The organism is Subsaximicrobium wynnwilliamsii, assembly GCF_007997225.1.
Taxonomy (GTDB): Bacteria; Bacteroidota; Bacteroidia; order Flavobacteriales; family Flavobacteriaceae; genus Psychroserpens; species Psychroserpens wynnwilliamsii.
In genome coordinates, this window is the sequence record NZ_VORM01000021.1 from 22,186 (window position 1) to 37,893 (window position 15,708).

Here is a 15,708-nt window from a genome sequence, read left to right on the forward strand (position 1 = left end):
CATTATTCTATAGCAATATAAATTTCTGTAAGCCATGCTGCTGGGTTGGGCACACTTTTCGAATCGTTGATAAACACATCAAGCTGTGGCCCATCAGGTAATGGCACCAATTCGTTTTTCTCGATGTAGTTGAAGGTTTTCAGGCGTGCTTCCTCTAAATATTGATAATCGCCTTTTAGCGTCGTCTTAACGGCCTTGAAGGGTTCTAATTGTCCGGTGAGAATGTCACTTTCAGAAGACATCACTTGGGAAGTGGTTGGCACACAGGCTGAAAAGATGACGGCATCATTCAGCTCGTCTTTTTTGAGATACATCACAAATGCTGGTCCAGCCATGCTTACGGCATTGGCAATGGCATAATCCTTTATCTTGGCAATCATGGTTTCGCGCTTGTTCGTAAAATCGTCCATCTTAACCGAGCCTGTAGTGTATAGATAAAATCCGCCACTGTGTTGCGTGATGCCATCAATGCTGATGCTGTATTTTTTCATTTCGGCGCGTACGATGCGGTCCAAACGATCAAGGCCTTCCTCTAAATCTGGCGCAATGGCATCTTCCAGCTTTCCAGACATGGCGATGTTGAGCTTATTGGCAAAATCGTATTTGCCTTCCACTTGCCAAGTGATTTGGGTGCCTTCAGGAACGGGCTCAAAGCTGTAACGCATCGTGGCCTTATTTTCTAAAGGAGAACTCAGCTGGAATTGTTGGGTAATTGATTGATTTTCTTCGGAAGCAATTGTTTCAATGGCTGCAATTCTCAAATGCTTGCCTTCCCAAGTGGTCCAATCTTCATAATCGGAAACTTTTTCAAAAACCACAGGTAAGGGTGCTTTGATGATCTTGCTTCGGCTAAAATTGTATTCGTTGGGTTGCACCGCGATATAAATGGCAAAACCAATCACAAAAATAAGTAGTAGAAAAAATAAGTATTTGAATGCTTTCATAATGATAATGACGATGATTGTTGGTTAGTTGGCAAGCCAAAGGTAATCAATTTTAACAGATGTCTATAAATGATTACATTTGTGAAACAACACTTAAATCACATCTAATGAAATTAAAATGGATAATGGGTCTTGCTGTCATCGCAGGATTAATGAACGCTTGTAAGGCAGAGAAGAATGACCTCAAGCCCGCAACGGTTCAAACAGAACAAACCGATGCGTTTGATTATAATGTGGAGCAGTTTGCCGACATAAAAATCCTGCGCTATCAAATTCCGGGATGGGAAAACCTGAGCTTGAAGGAGAAAAAGTTGGTCTATTTTTTAACCCAAGCCGGTCTTTCGGGACGTGACATGATTTGGGATCAAAACTACCGTTATAATTTGACCATTAGAAAAGCTTTGGAGAATGTGTACGCTAATTATGCTGGTGACAAATCTTCAGCAGATTGGTCTGCTTTTGAAACCTACATGAAACGGGTTTGGTTTTCAAACGGCATTCATCACCATTATTCCAACGAGAAAATGAAGCCAGAATTCTCTTCAGAATATTTGAAGCAACTTTTGGCAGATACCAATACCACCTTAGAAGGAGAGGCCTTTGAAGTGCTCTTCAACGACCAAGATTCCAAAAAAGTGGATTTGACAAAAGGAGGAGATAACGTGAAGCTTTCCGCAGTAAATTTCTACGGGCCAAATGTGGTAAATGCTGATGTTGAAGCTTTTTATAAAACGAAAACTTCGCCAAACCCAGAGAAACCCTTGTCTTTTGGCTTGAACTCAAAATTGGTCAAGGAGAACGGAACCCTAAAGGAATTGACCTATAAGTCTGGCGGTTTGTATGGAACAGCCATCGATGAGGTTGTAAAATGGTTGGAAAAAGCCAAGGAAGTGGCCGAGAATCCTGAACAAGGCAAAGCTTTAGGCCTTTTGATCGACTATTATAAATCTGGCGATTTGCAAACTTGGGACGATTATAATGTTGCTTGGACTGCTGCTACGGAAGGCAATATCGATTACATCAACAGCTTTATTGAAGTTTATAATGACCCCTTGGGTTACACAGGGTCTTATGAAACGATCGTACAGATCAAGGACTTTGACATGTCTCAAAAAATGGAAGTTTTGTCTGAAAATGCACAGTGGTTTGAAGACAATGCGCCCTTGATGGAGGCCCATAAAAAGGAAAACGTGGTGGGCGTCACTTATAAGGTCGTGAACGTTGCGGGAGAGGCTGGAGATGCTTCCCCGAGCACACCCATTGGCGTTAATTTGCCAAATGCCAACTGGATTCGTGCGGCTGTAGGAAGCAAATCGGTGTCCTTGGGAAACATCATCAATGCCTATAACAATGCAGGTAGTTCTGGTCGTTTGAAGGAATTTGTAAACGATGATGAAGAATTTGAATTGGAAGAAAAATACGGTCAGCTGGCCGATAAATTGCACACCGCTTTGCATGAAGTGATTGGTCACGCCTCTGGGCAATTGAACCCTGGCGTGGGTGAAACCAAGGAAACGCTCAAGAGTTATGCGTCTACCCTAGAAGAAGGGCGTGCCGATTTGGTGGGACTTTACTATTTGTACAGCCCAAAATTACAGGAACTCGGTTTGGTGGATGATTGGAAATCGGTAGGAAAAGCTGCCTACGATGGTTACATTAGAAACGGTTTGATGACGCAATTGATTCGCTTGAAAATTGGCGACAACATTGAGGAGGCACACATGAGAAACAGGCAGTGGGTTGCAGCTTGGGCTTATGAAAAAGGAATGAAGGATAACGTTATTGAAAAGATCACTAGAGATGGTAAGACGTATTTCAATATCAACGATTATGAAAAATTGCACGCCATCTTTGGAGAATTGTTGCGTGAAACACAGCGCATAAAATCGGAAGGCGATTATAAAGCGGTTGAAGATTTGGTGGAAGGTTATGGCGTGAAAGTGGATCAAGACATCCATAACGAGGTTTTGGAACGCAACAAACAATTTACAGCTGCGCCTTACAGCGGTTTTGTGAATCCTGTTTTAGTCCCAGAATTGGATAAAAATGGTGAGATCTACGATATCAAAGTGACCCAGCCAGACCATTTTGACCAGCAAATGTTGGAGTATAGTAAAACATTCGGCTTTCTTCCTGAAATGAATTAAGCAAAGGTTTTAGCTGAAAATGAAAAGGAATGTAATTGGTTTTACATTCCTTTTTTATTGATGCTGATTTTGAGCAGAATGAAATTCAAAAGGATCAATGCGGAAACGGAAAGGAAGATGCTCATAAGTGTCTGGTTTTAATGACATCGCATTAGTTGCGATATGTCGTCAATGCTAAGAGAAATAGTCTTAATCTGAAGGATTCAATTGCATACAAACAACAGGTTTTGCCAGGTCTTTTTGAATGCGAAAATTTATGGCGTAACAACGCAAATCTGTCATTGGTTGAATGGATGCTACACTACCATCTGAGTCAAGGTCATCAACGAAAAAAATCCCCAGTAGTGGGGATTTTTTAATAAAGTGTTTTGGAAATTCTTTGGTGTTTATTTTCTGTAAATAGGGATGTTGAGACCAACGAACACATCTGTGGTTTTTGAGCTATCAGATAATAAGTTGCTAAAAACCGATGCCGATCCTACAGTCAATGGGCCAAGTCTAATACCAGTTCCAAATGCGAAATCCCCATATTGTCTAAGGCTCAACGGGGCATACAAACTAAACCATTTGGTTTCCAATCGCGGCGCCAAAGTAAAAGTGTTGATCACATTGTTGGTGAGCTCATTGTCTTGTTTTACCAGTGACATATCCGCTTGAGCACTTACCAAGAATTTTTTAGTCAGACGATAATCCACTAAAACGTGTAAAGCTGTTGGCAATTGAAATTTAGCGCTTTGGCCAATAGACGTGTTGTTGTAATTATTATCTAAAAAGGCCTCTAAATCGTCCTCTAATGTTAATGTGCTTACCGAAGCATTCAGGTCATAACTGGTAGTTTCAGCATCCTCATAATTGATACTGCCAATATCGGTAATAGATAACCCAACTTTTAATTTATAGGGATCCTGAAAATAGCGAACATCATCATTTTCCCTATTGGGATGCCATTGATAGGTAAAGCCCAGATCCATACCAAATCCTGAGCTCAGGTTCCCAAAATCAATATCATTATTGTCAAAGCCTTGAGTGCTTCCGTAGTTTAAAAAACCTCGGGTGGTCAAATTCTTACTGGCAGCAGTGTATTGACCTTGCAGTCCTGGGCTATTGATGTAAACACCGCCAGCGCCCATGAGGTACTTTAGGGTTACACCGGCTTTAAGCATTTGGTTTTGTTTGGCCAATAAAATACGACCGTAGGATAATCCTATTTCACTCCAAGCATGTATGGTGCCGCTGAGGTTTTCAGAATTGAAATTGAAATCGTCGTTGGTATCGAATTCATCAATAATGTTCTCATAAAGTTGCCCATTGATATTGTTGAGGTTTAATATACCACGGCCTCTCGTGATGATTCCGATACTGCTCTTTTTATTGAGATTGAACATAAAGGAAGGTCCTACAATATCGGTATTGATGAAAAAATTGTTTGCTTCGGAAGGAAAGCGATTGGAATCCTCTTCAAAGTCAAAACCGCCATCAGATTTTATCAGGTCACTCACATTGATTCCGAAGTAATCACTGCCGCCAAATACACTGGCACTGGCAAGGTTAATATCGGCTTTAAAGTTAGAGCCCACAATGCTTGAAGGGTTGTAGACAACGCCATGAATGCCGGCATAATTATCAACCGTGTGGCCGATGTAACTTTGGCTATGGCTGAATTGGAAAGAAAGCAAAAAGCAGAAGCCTAAGGCTAAAGAAAAATTTTTCATGTAAATTTAGTTTAGGTTAAGTAGTGGTAAAAAAAAGAAATTTAATTTAAGTATGCAATCTATTTTAAAAAATGTCACAAAAACATCCCCATTAATGGGTATTTTTTAAAACGGAAGCAATCGCTTAGAACCGATATTTCCGTTCTAAGGCATAGCGCATCAATTCGCCCTTACCACTCAAACCCAAGATTCGGGTCCTGTTTTTGCGATGGGTATCTACGGTTTGATTACGCAATTGATTCGCTTGAACATTGGCGACAACATTGAGGAGGCACACATGAGAAACAGGCAGTGGGTTGCGGCTTGGGCTTATGAAAAAGGAATGAAGGATAACGTTATTGAAAAGATCACTAGAGATGGTAAGACGTATTTCAATATCAACGATTATGAAAAATTGCACGCCATCTTTGGAGAATTGTTGCGTGAAACACAGCGCATAAAATCGGAAGGCGATTATAAAGCGGTTGAAGATTTGGTGGAAGGTTATGGCGTGAAAGTGGATCAAGACATCCATAACGAGGTTTTGGAACGCAACAAACAATTTACAGCTGCGCCTTACAACGGTTTTGTGAATCCTGTTTTAGTCCCAGAATTGGATAAAAATGGTGAGATCTACGATATCAAAGTGACCCAGCCAGACCATTTTGACCAGCAAATGTTGGAGTATAGTAAAACATTCGGCTTTCTTCCTGAAATGAATTAAGCAAAGGTTTTAGCTGAAAATGAAAAGGGATGTAATTGGTTTTACATTCCTTTTTATTGATGCTGATTTTGAGCAGAATGAAATTCAAAAGGATCAATGCGGAAACGGAAAAGGAAGATGCTCATAAGTGTCTGATTTTAATGACATCGCATTAGTTGCGATATGTCGTCATTGGCAAGCGAAATAGTCTTAATCTGAAGGTTTCAATTGCCTACAAACAACAGGTTTTGCCAGGTCTTTTGGACCGTGAAAAGTAATTGGGCAATAGGCATAGCTGTCATTGGTTGAATTGCTGCCACACTACAATTTGAGTCATCTTCATCAACGAAAAAAATCCCCAGTAGTGGGGATTTTTAAAAAAGTAACTTGGTGTTTCCGTCCAGTCTATTTTCTGTAAATAGGGATGTTGAGACCAACAAACACATCTGTGGTTTTTGAGCTATCAGATAATAAATTGCTAAAAACCGATGCCGATCCTACAGTCAATGGGCCAAGTCTAATACCAGTTCCAAATGCGAAATCCCCATATTGTCTAAGGCTCAACGGGGCATACAAACTAAACCATTTGGTTTCCAATCGCGGCGCCAAAGTAAAAGTATTGATCACATTATTGGAGAGCTCATTGTCTTGTTTTACCATGGATATATCCGCTTGAGCACTTACCAAGAATTTTTTAGTCAGACGATAATCCACTAAAACGTGTAAAGCTGTTGGCAATTGAAATTTAGCGCTTTGGCCAATAGACGTGTTGTTGTAATTGTTGTCTGAAGTGCTTCCATTGGCAACTTCGCGTCGGTCTATCACAACCGTTTTATAACCTTCTTCCATGCATTAGTGAGCCATCAAGCTTCCTGTGATGCCGCCTCCGACGATGAGAATTTCGGTTTCGATATTTTTCCTCAATGAAGGATAAGATTCCAATAAACCGTTTTTTTACCAACCAAAATGGTTCATTAGATGTTAAGTCTATAATGAGTTAATATAATTAGAATTATTTTTCTTGAAGTTTTTTAATCTGTTTTGCTGCCTTTTCCAACTGTTCTTCCGTAGCTTTTTTGGGCATTTGCTCTTTTGCGCCTTGAGGTTCGAAACTCAATTCCACGTAAAAAGGAAAGTGGTCAGAGTCTATCGATTGGCAACTTTTCATCTCGGCTAAACGAAATTCAGGCGAAACAAAAAATATGGTCCAAAGGCCAACGTAATAAATACTTTTTAGCATTAAACGTATTGTAAAAGCCGCGTCCAACTCTAATATCTAATAATTCGCTCGTTTTTTGAAATAATCGAGTGGTTGAAGACCAAGGAATATCGTTGAAATCGCCAATGACAATGACTGGAATTTCAGACGCTCTTGACAATTTGGAAGTCATCATCAATTCTGCATCTCTATCAGTCGATAAGGGGTTTTCCTGTGGCATTGGTGGCGTGGGATGGACTGCATATAATTGTGCAATTTCTCCAGATGGCAAGCGGAATTTAGTGTGAATTGAAGGAATGCTGTCAGTAACCATAAATTTCAATTGTGGGTCAATGAGTTCCAATTTCGAATACAGCAAGATTCCATATGTGTTTTCAAGAGGCAATTCAACCTTGTACTTATATTCTGAAGATAGATTTTTTACGATGGCATCTTTCCATTGGTTATTCGCCTCTGTGAAAATCATAATATCCGAATCGAGTTCTCTAATGACATCCATTAAAATATCATTGTTCTCATTTTTTTGCAACACATTGGCAGTAAGAAGTTTTATTTTAAATTTGTCGTCGGTTTTTGTAGCATCCATCACTTCTTTCTTGAAAAAAGGCGTATAAGGCGCAATTTTAAAAAATTGAAAAACAAAACATAAAACAAGTAGTATTATGAATAGAAAATCTTTTTTATTCCAAAAATCAAATTTTATACAGAAAGCAAGAATGGCGAGAAACGTAAGCGTCGTAAGTTGAATATGTGGGAAGTCGAACATTCGAATCCACCAATAATCTGCTGGTATCAATGGAAGCAAAGTTAAAACCATAGCTACAAAGCCAAAACCGAATAAAAACTTCTTTAAAGTCATGGGTGTTTATTTTTTTTGAAAGATATGTAAAATTATGTCAGTTGATAGATTGAAATTCATTGTTGTCCGATTGAACTTTTACGAACAATGATTTTGTTAACAGCAGCAAACATTAAGGCAAATTTTAAATACAATAGCTTGCTTAAGCTCTAAAAGACATTTTAAGTTTTGAAATTAAAAATGAAAGTCAGATGGGCTTAATTCTCAAATGTTTACGAATCAAGTCTTATGCCTGCATGCCGGATATGAAGGTCTTATGTCTTGCAGCGCAGCGCCTGCCGGCAGGGTCTTAAGTCTTTGTATGACAATATTGATTTAAAATAGTTGTTTTATAAGGTTCGCTATCATTCCAAATGGCAAGAAGGCATGCGCAAAGCACTTCCTGTGTCAATAAACTTAGGCGATTGTGAAATGTTAAGTCGCTAAAATTGAATCCTACTCAATACCCATTACAAAGATGCAATGTAGAACAACATCATAACATAGCTAATACATGGGATATTGAGCGGGTAAGATACTTAAAAGTAAAAAATAAGGGAAGGAGTGCTTGATAGCTGCCAAAGAAAGCTTTTTAAATAAAAATGAATTTAATGGCAGCAATCATAAGCAAAAATGAAATAAAGGCAATAAGGATCCAAACGCTTCCTTTGTAATATTTTCTGTGGAGTTTTGAGTCCTTCCGATAGGCATAAATGAGAGCGATAATGAAGACAATCGCAAATAAAATACCGAAAACCAATTGACCCGTACTGAACATATTGCTATTTTTATGCAAAAGTAATTATTAAACATTGAATTTGCTATCTACAAAACATAAATACCACTATAAACTTACAATCATAAACCGAAGCAGCTTCAATTTTTAGGAGCCTGAATCAAGAAATTTTAACCAACAGCAATACCTTATGAAACAAAAAATAGAAGCTGTCAAGGCTTTTCACAGCGCATTTAAAATCGGCCATCGCGAAACTCCCAAGGCCCATTTAGGACTGGAGAAAAACATGCTGCGCTATAAATTGATGCGCGAGGAAAACGAGGAATATCTTGAAGCTGCCAATGCAGATGATTTGGTGGAAGTGGCAGATGCGCTTGGCGATATGCTCTACATTCTCTGCGGTACCATCATCGAGCATGGTCTCCAACATAAAATAGAGGAGGTTTTTGACGAAATCCAACGCAGTAACATGAGCAAATTGGGAGCAAATGGCGAGCCCATTTACCGTGAGGATGGGAAAGTGCTTAAAGGGCCAAATTACTTCAAGCCCAATATTTCTGAAATCCTTGAGAAATAAATCTCTCAATAGGGTTTTATGCCTCGAGGTTTGCCCTGAACTACAAAGAACTTCGTTCAATTCGTACCACGTGGACTTGCCACGGGCTTATTGATTAAAAAAAAAATTCCAAATTCCAAAGCTTCGGCAGTTTTGGAATTTGGAATTTGGAATTTTTTAGTATGGAATTTAAATTTAAATTTAAATTTAAATTTCCATTCTCCAGCCATTCTTGTCTTCCGCAAGATTATGCTGAATATTGAGCATTTTAGATTTCAATCGGCTGGAGTAGGAGTGCTCGTTAACCTCTGGCAATTCATAAACCTGCTCTTGAAATTCAAAAGCTGAGATTGGACTGATTACCGCCGCAGTGCCAGCTCCAAAGATCTCTTTCAAGCTACCATCTTTGGAAGCTTCAACGATTTCTGATACTTTGATGGGTCTAACCTCGCAAGGGATGTCATTATCGGCTGCCAATTGAATCAAACTCTTTCTAGTCACACCATCTAAAATACGGTCACTTATTGGTGCCGTGATTAGAGTATCATTGATTCTGAAAAACACATTCATCGTACCAGCTTCCTCTAAATAAGTATGGGTATCGGCATCGGTCCAGATTACTTGTTGGTACCCGCGATCTTGTGCCAATTTGGTTGGGTAAAACTGTGCGGCATAATTTCCTGCTGCTTTTGCAAAACCCACACCTCCACTGGCCGAACGGCTAAATTTCTCAGCAATCAATACCCTCACGGTGCCTTTGTAATAGGCTTTTGCTGGTGCGCAAATGATCATGAAACGGTAGCTTTCTGAAGGAGCAGCTGCAATGGCTGAATCTATCGCAATCACAAAGGGTCTCAAATATAAGGAGTTGCCTACACCTGGTTGGATCCAAGCTTTGTCCATATTTACCAAGGTTTTTAGGCCTTCAAAAAAGTAATTCTCAGGAAATTCTGGGATGGCCAAACGGGCAGCAGACTTGTTAATGCGCTTAAAGTTTTGGTCTGGTCTAAAGAGAAAAACCTTTCCGTTGTCGTCCTTATAGGCTTTCATGCCTTCAAAAACTGCTTGTCCGTAATGAAACACACGTGCCGAAGGATCTATAGTCATCGGTTGGTAAGGGACAATCTTAGGCTCTTGCCAGGCTCCATTTTTATAGTCACAATAAAACATGTGATCTGTAAAGGTTTTTCCGAAGGCTAAGTCGCTAAAATCTATCGAACTTACCCGAGATTCCTTAACTTTTTCTATCTGTAGTTTGGCGTTTGCAGTATTTGACATGATGCTAGTTTTTAGTCTTGCAAAACTAGACATTTTAGGTCGGTTAAAAAAGTGAATGTTTTCTAAAAAAAAGTGTACTTTTGAAGACCTAAACCCTAAAAAGACAAAGCAATGAAACACATAATCGTCTTAGTATTAGTAGTGAGTAGTTTGTTGGCTTGTAAGCAGGAAAGCAAAACGGCCGATGTTGCTGCTACTGAAGATTCCCAAATGGAACAGGAAATCGCTTATAAATCATTTGGTAAGGAGATCGACGCAAACAACGCGATGAATACCAAAAAAATGACCGAGGCTTATCAAAACATGACTGTGGGAGACTCTATGGATGCCAAGGTCATGGCGAAGGTTGACGAGGTTTGCCAAGCCAAAGGATGTTGGATGAAACTGGATTTGGAAAATGGTGAGCAAGCAATGGTTAAGTTTAAGGATTACGGCTTTTTCATGCCTAAAGACATTGCTGGTAAAGAGGTAATCATCAACGGTAAGGCCTATGTAAATGAGGTGCCTGTTGATGAGCAACGTCATTATGCCGAAGATGGTGGTGCCAGCAAAGAGGAAATCGCCTTGATCACAGCGCCTAAAAAAACATTTTCCTTTGAGGCCGACGGTGTGCTTTTGAAATCCATTTAAAGTGCAACGAAAAATAATTATTACTGAAGACGGGTCAGCCACCATCCAAATCGAAGATTGGAACGAGCAATACCATTCCGTTCACGGTGCCATACAAGAAGCAAACCATGTCTACATCAAACACGGTTTGCTTTTTTGTTCTGAAGCACTTTCTGCAGAAAAAAAAGGCATCTCGCTTTTGGAAATAGGTTTCGGTACCGGTCTCAATGCCATACTTAGCTTGTTGACTGCGGAAGCATTGAAGCTTCATATCAACTATGTAGGCGTTGAAGGATTTCCTGTTTCTTCGGAAGAATTACAGCAACTCAATTATGTGGAGCAACTTCAAATGGATAAGCATCGATTTGATCGCTTGCACAACTGCTCTTGGGAAGAGCCGCATGCCATTTCCGAAGCATTCACACTAACCAAAAAGCAACTTTTTTTCAAGGACATCGCTGAAGTGAACGCTTATGATCTCATCTATTTTGATGCCTTTGGCGCAAGAGTTCAACCCGAATTGTGGACTGAAGACATCTTCAAACTCATGTTCGATGCTTTGAGACCCAACGGTGTATTAACCACTTACTCAGCAAAAGGCAGTGTGCGTCGTGCCATGCAAGCTGTGGGTTTTGAGGTGGAGCGATTAGCAGGCCCTCCCGGGAAACGGGAAATGTTGCGGGCGGTTAAGAAAGGTAGTGGGCAGTAGGGATTAGGCATTAGGGATGAGGTTGCAGGTTGTAGGTTGTAGGTTGTGGGGTGTAGGTAAGGGGTTTGTAAAATCGAAACCTAAGATTTCATTTGTTTATAAATCTTTTTGATTTTAAGTTTCCAACACGAATTGGCTTAGTAACGATCTCATAGCGCCTTCCCTTTTGAACATTAGGTTTGTGGTTTAGGTTTCAAGTTCTCCCGATAGCTATCGGGATCATCTTCATCTTCGTCTTCGTCTTCAATTTCAAGTTCAAGTTCAATTTCATCTTCGTCTTCATCTTCGTCTTCAATTTCAAGTTCAAGTTCAATTTCAATTTCAACTTCAACTTCATCTTCGTCTTCAATTTCAAGTTCAAGTTCAAGTTCAACTTCATCTTCAACTTCATCTTCATCTTCGTCTTCATCTTCATCTTCATCTTCGGAAAGAAGACAATCTTAAAATCAATAAAGTTAAACCCTTACTAAAGTAGATGTGTTAAGGCTGCATTTTCATTACATTTAAAACTATGAAAAAAGTTTTGATTACGGGAGCAACAGGAATGATTGGCAGCGAAATTGTAAAAGTTTGCCATAATAAAGGCATTGCTGTAAATTATCTCACGACTTCTAAAGACAAGTTGTCTTCAAAGGAGAATTACCAAGGTTTTTACTGGAACCCCAACGAAAACGAAATTGACCCAAAATGTCTTGAGGGCGTGGATGCCATCATCAATATGGTGGGTGCCACCATTGCCGAACGCTGGACCAGCGATTATAAAAAGGAAATCATTTCAAGCCGCACCGAAACTGCCGAACTTTTAAAGAATACCATAAAAAAACATAATTTTCCCGTAAAGCAAATGGTCAGCGCTAGTGCGATTGGCCTGTATCCAGATTCCTTGACCAATTACTATGAAGAGGATTTCACAAAAGTTTCCGATTCATTTTTGGGCCAGGTGGTAGAAAAATGGGAAGCAGCTGTAGATGAGTTTAAGGAGCTTGGCATAAGTGTCGCAAAAATTAGAATTGGCTTGGTGCTTTCTAATAAAGGAGGCGCCTTGCCCGAAATGGCTAAACCCATTAGATTAGGCGCTGGAGCAGCATTTGGCAGTGGCGACCAATGGCAATCTTGGATTCATGTCAAAGACTTGGCGCGCTTATTTGTGTATGCGGTGCAAAATGATCTTGAAGGAATCTACAATGCGGTATCACCAAATCCCGTGACCAATACAGAGGTCACCAAAACCGTGGCTCAGGTGTTGGATAAACCTTTGTTGCTTCCTAATATTCCAAAATTTGTAATGAAATTAGCGCTTGGCGAGATGCATATTCTATTATTTGAAAGTCAACGGGTAAGTTCCAATAAAATCCAGTCGGAAGGCTTTGAATTTAGATGGGTACATCTGGAGCCAGCGATTCAGGATTTGTTGGGCAGTGAATCTTAAGCGCATAGTGTTAAAGTAGTACCTCATAAAAAAAGCCATTCAAATTGAATGGCTTTTTAATTGACTTTTTTATTCTGCTGAAACTTTCTTGGCCTTGACGGTAAACTTCAATTCAATTTCATCATTGATGAATTTATCGCCCAAGTTGTCAAAAACAGATTTAGACCCATAATTTATACCCCATTGAGTACGATCAATAGTAAAAGCCTTGCTTTCAATGGTCATCATATCTTCAGAGTTGGTAATGTTTACAGGGAAGGTAATATTGTGTTTTTGACCTAGCATCTCAAGGTTTCCAGAGAGTGTGGTCTTTCCGGCTGCTAAAGACTCGGTGGATGTGATTTCAAAAATTGCTTTAGGAAACTCGGTGGTATTAAAAAAGTCGCCTTTCTTGCCTGCGACCGTTCCCTTGAGATGTGCTTCTAAATCGGCCTTGTCATCACCTTCTAAATCGGTCACATTAATGGAGGACATATCAATTACAATGGTACCACTTTGTAATTTCCCACCATCGGTGGCTAAATCCCCTTTCTCTAGGGCGATGGTACCGGTGTGGGTACCAGTAGGTTTAAAGCCTTTCCAATCAACTTTAGATTCCTCAATAATCAACTCGAATTGAGAATGGTTGCTTGCGCTCATAGCTGCAGCCTGAGCATCACTGGTATTTGATTTCTTAGCTTTGTCTTGGCAGCTCAGTGCAGTAAATATTACGGCGAAAAGCATAAGCCTGATGTACGGTCTGTTTTTCATGGATAATGATTTATAATTATACTATTGAAAACAAAAGTAAGGAATGTATTCCGAATGGTCAAAACACTTCAAATACCGGCTTAAGAATTTTGATGACATTTTGACATCTTAGCATTATTGGCAGTACTTTTGCCAGTCTTAAAACCGATTGCAGACCATCGTTTGCTTTCATTGAATGGAACATAATAGAAGTTTATAAAAGAACAATTTTATGAGTACTAAAGATAACGAAGAAACTCTTGAAGAATCACAACTGCAAGAAGAAACCAATACAGCAGATACCACCGAACAGGACGAGCTAACCACCGAGGAGCAGCTGCACGCCGATTTGGCAAAAGAAAAAGACAAATTCATGCGCTTGTTCGCAGAATTTGAAAATTATAAAAAAAGAACTTCTAAAGAGCGCATGGATTTCTTTAAAACGGCAAGTCAAGATACAATGACGGCGCTACTCCCCATTTTAGACGATTTTGAGCGTGCCATGTTGCACAGTCAAGACGATAAGGAGGCGGAAGCCATGAGACAAGGGGTGCTATTGATTTACAATAAGTTGGTCAATACCCTAAATCAAAAAGGAATGGAGCTCATACAAGTTGAGGCAGGAGACGTTTTTGATGCCGATATGCATGAAGCAATCACTCAAGTTGAGGCGCCAAGTGATGATTTAAAAGGCAAGATCGTTGAGGTGGTAGAGAAGGGTTACAAACTGGGCGAGCGCATTATACGTTTTCCTAAAGTTGTAATAGGAAGGTAAAATTGAATAACGAATGATTATTTTTCTTACCCTAGAAGAATAAAAGAAAGAGATATGGCAAAAAGAGATTATTACGAAGTATTAGGTTTACAAAAAAACGCAACTGCGGCCGAAATTAAGAAGGCTTACCGCAAAATGGCCATCAAGTTCCATCCAGATAAAAATCCAGATGATCATGAGGCTGAAACTAAGTTTAAGGAAGCAGCCGAAGCTTATGAAGTGTTGAGCAATGCCGATAAAAAAGCACGTTATGACCAATTTGGTCACCAAGCTTTTGACGGTGCTGGTGGCTTTAATGGCGGTGGCATGAACATGGACGACATCTTCAGCCAATTTGGCGATATTTTTGGAGGTGGTTTCGGCGGCGGCGGCGGTGGCGGCGGTTTCTCCGGCTTTGGCGGCGGTTTCGGCGGTGGCCAAAGACGCGTAAAAGGCAGCAATCTAAGAATTCGGGTAACGCTCACACTTGAGGAAATAGCCAATGGCGTAGAGAAAAATATAAAAGTAAAACGTAAGGTACAGGCGCCTGGCACAACTTACAAAACCTGCCAAACTTGCAATGGTGCAGGCCAAGTGACGCGAGTTACCAATACTATTTTGGGACGTATGCAAACGGCTTCTGCTTGCCCCACCTGCGGCGGTGCAGGCCAAAGTATTGACAGTAAATCCAGTGATGCCGATGCACAGGGACTTATTGTAAATGAGGAAACTGTTTCAGTGAAAATACCAGCTGGTGTGGTAGATACCATGCAGTTAAAGGTAACAGGTAAGGGTAACGAAGCCCCTGGTAATGGTATTCCTGGAGATTTGTTGGTTGTCATCGAGGAGCAAGAACACGTGTCACTCAAACGGGAAGGCGATAACCTGCATTACGACATGTATATTAGTTTGCCAGATGCAGTTTTAGGCACTTCAAAAGAAATCGATACCGTTACCGGTAAAGTGAGAATCAAAGTAGAGCCTGGTGTGCAATCTGGTAAAATTTTGCGCTTACGCGGTAAAGGAATTCCAAGCATCAACGGTTATGGCAGTGGGGACTTATTGGTTCATGTTAATGTTTGGACACCAAAAACCCTTAACAAAGACCAAAAAGCGTTCTTTGAAGCCATGAAAGATGATGAGCATTTTGAACCAAAACCAGAAAGCAGCGACAAGTCCTTTTTTGAAAAAGTTAAGGATATGTTTTCATAAGTTTACTTTAGTTTAATAAAAAACACTATATTTGATTATCACTAATCTAGATTAGTGATAATTTTTCTTTTTCATAGCAATTTTTTCCCATCCTTAATTCATTAAGGGTGGGTTTTGTTTTTTGACCTTTTACTACTTGCCGCTATAAAGCCAC

At 39.9% G+C, this 15,708-nt stretch carries 14 protein-coding genes and 1 pseudogene; 8 read left to right on the top strand and 7 right to left on the bottom strand.

Translation table 11 applies throughout. The annotated features are described in order from the left end of the window. Positions 1-2: 2 nt before the first annotated feature. On the bottom strand, positions 3-944 hold the full coding sequence (locus ESY88_RS15600) for a transcription activator effector-binding protein (protein WP_147088296.1): 942 nt from the start codon (positions 942-944) through the stop codon (positions 3-5). Between the two features lie 107 nt (positions 945-1,051). Between ESY88_RS15600 and ESY88_RS15605 the strand changes: the two genes are divergently transcribed. After that, positions 1,052-3,091: a dipeptidyl-peptidase 3 family protein gene (locus tag ESY88_RS15605; RefSeq protein WP_147089873.1), complete on the top strand. Its 2,040-nt coding sequence runs from the start codon at positions 1,052-1,054 to the stop codon at positions 3,089-3,091. A 386-nt stretch (positions 3,092-3,477) separates the two neighbouring features. On the opposite strand, the gene ESY88_RS15610 is transcribed toward ESY88_RS15605, so the two are convergent. Beyond that, on the bottom strand, positions 3,478-4,803 hold the full coding sequence (locus ESY88_RS15610) for a DUF5723 family protein (RefSeq protein WP_147088558.1): 1,326 nt from the start codon (positions 4,801-4,803) through the stop codon (positions 3,478-3,480). A 220-nt stretch (positions 4,804-5,023) separates the two neighbouring features. Here ESY88_RS15610 and ESY88_RS15620 point away from each other — a divergent pair. Next, positions 5,024-5,506 (top strand): annotated as a pseudogene (locus ESY88_RS15620) (dipeptidyl-peptidase 3 family protein); the annotation flags it as partial. Positions 5,507-5,890: 384 nt separating this feature from the next. On the opposite strand, the gene ESY88_RS21120 reads toward ESY88_RS15620, so the two are convergent. The 3 genes from ESY88_RS21120 to ESY88_RS15630 form a co-directional block, all read right to left on the bottom strand. Continuing rightward, positions 5,891-6,334 (bottom strand): DUF5723 family protein, encoded by a 444-nt coding sequence (locus tag ESY88_RS21120; protein ID WP_189702621.1) that lies wholly within the window; start codon positions 6,332-6,334, stop codon positions 5,891-5,893. 163 nt (positions 6,335-6,497) lie between these two features. Next, the gene (locus tag ESY88_RS21500; RefSeq protein ID WP_223270850.1) at positions 6,498-6,653 is read right to left on the bottom strand and encodes a hypothetical protein; all 156 of its coding nucleotides are present in this window, start codon (positions 6,651-6,653) and stop codon (positions 6,498-6,500) included. A gap of 16 nt (positions 6,654-6,669) precedes the next feature. Next, on the bottom strand, positions 6,670-7,563 hold the full coding sequence (locus tag ESY88_RS15630) for an endonuclease/exonuclease/phosphatase family protein (RefSeq protein WP_223270851.1): 894 nt from the start codon (positions 7,561-7,563) through the stop codon (positions 6,670-6,672). A 905-nt stretch (positions 7,564-8,468) separates the two neighbouring features. Between ESY88_RS15630 and ESY88_RS15640 the strand changes: the two genes are divergently transcribed. Beyond that, positions 8,469-8,855, top strand: a complete 387-nt coding sequence (locus ESY88_RS15640) for a pyrophosphohydrolase domain-containing protein (RefSeq protein WP_147088019.1) — start codon at positions 8,469-8,471, stop codon at positions 8,853-8,855. Positions 8,856-9,041: 186 nt separating this feature from the next. Here the strand turns inward: ESY88_RS15640 and ESY88_RS15645 are convergent, their stop codons facing one another. Then, entirely contained in the window at positions 9,042-10,112 is a 1,071-nt protein-coding gene (locus ESY88_RS15645; RefSeq protein WP_147088020.1) for a branched-chain amino acid aminotransferase, read from the bottom strand. A gap of 111 nt (positions 10,113-10,223) precedes the next feature. Here ESY88_RS15645 and ESY88_RS15650 point away from each other — a divergent pair, with 111 nt between their 5' ends. The 3 genes from ESY88_RS15650 to ESY88_RS15665 all read left to right on the top strand — a co-directional run bounded on the left by ESY88_RS15650 (position 10,224) and on the right by ESY88_RS15665 (position 12,859). After that, complete coding sequence (locus ESY88_RS15650) at positions 10,224-10,742, top strand: DUF4920 domain-containing protein (protein ID WP_147088021.1); 519 nt, start codon at positions 10,224-10,226, stop codon at positions 10,740-10,742. Position 10,743: 1 nt separating this feature from the next. Further along, positions 10,744-11,430 carry a tRNA (5-methylaminomethyl-2-thiouridine)(34)-methyltransferase MnmD gene (mnmD, locus tag ESY88_RS15655; RefSeq protein WP_147088022.1) on the top strand — a complete coding sequence of 229 codons (687 nt, stop codon included), beginning with the start codon at positions 10,744-10,746 and terminating at the stop codon, positions 11,428-11,430. 511 nt (positions 11,431-11,941) lie between these two features. Next, positions 11,942-12,859 carry a TIGR01777 family oxidoreductase gene (locus ESY88_RS15665; RefSeq protein WP_147088023.1) on the top strand — a complete coding sequence of 306 codons (918 nt, stop codon included), beginning with the start codon at positions 11,942-11,944 and terminating at the stop codon, positions 12,857-12,859. A gap of 69 nt (positions 12,860-12,928) precedes the next feature. Here the strand turns inward: ESY88_RS15665 and ESY88_RS15670 are convergent, their stop codons facing one another. After that, positions 12,929-13,609 carry a YceI family protein gene (locus tag ESY88_RS15670; protein WP_147088024.1) on the bottom strand — a complete coding sequence of 227 codons (681 nt, stop codon included), beginning with the start codon at positions 13,607-13,609 and terminating at the stop codon, positions 12,929-12,931. 211 nt (positions 13,610-13,820) lie between these two features. Here ESY88_RS15670 and ESY88_RS15675 point away from each other — a divergent pair, with 211 nt between their 5' ends. Continuing rightward, complete coding sequence (locus ESY88_RS15675) at positions 13,821-14,363, top strand: nucleotide exchange factor GrpE (RefSeq protein ID WP_147088025.1); 543 nt, start codon at positions 13,821-13,823, stop codon at positions 14,361-14,363. A gap of 54 nt (positions 14,364-14,417) precedes the next feature. After that, positions 14,418-15,554 (top strand): molecular chaperone DnaJ, encoded by a 1,137-nt coding sequence (dnaJ, locus tag ESY88_RS15680; RefSeq protein ID WP_147088026.1) that lies wholly within the window; start codon positions 14,418-14,420, stop codon positions 15,552-15,554. The last annotated feature ends 154 nt before the right edge of the window (positions 15,555-15,708 follow it).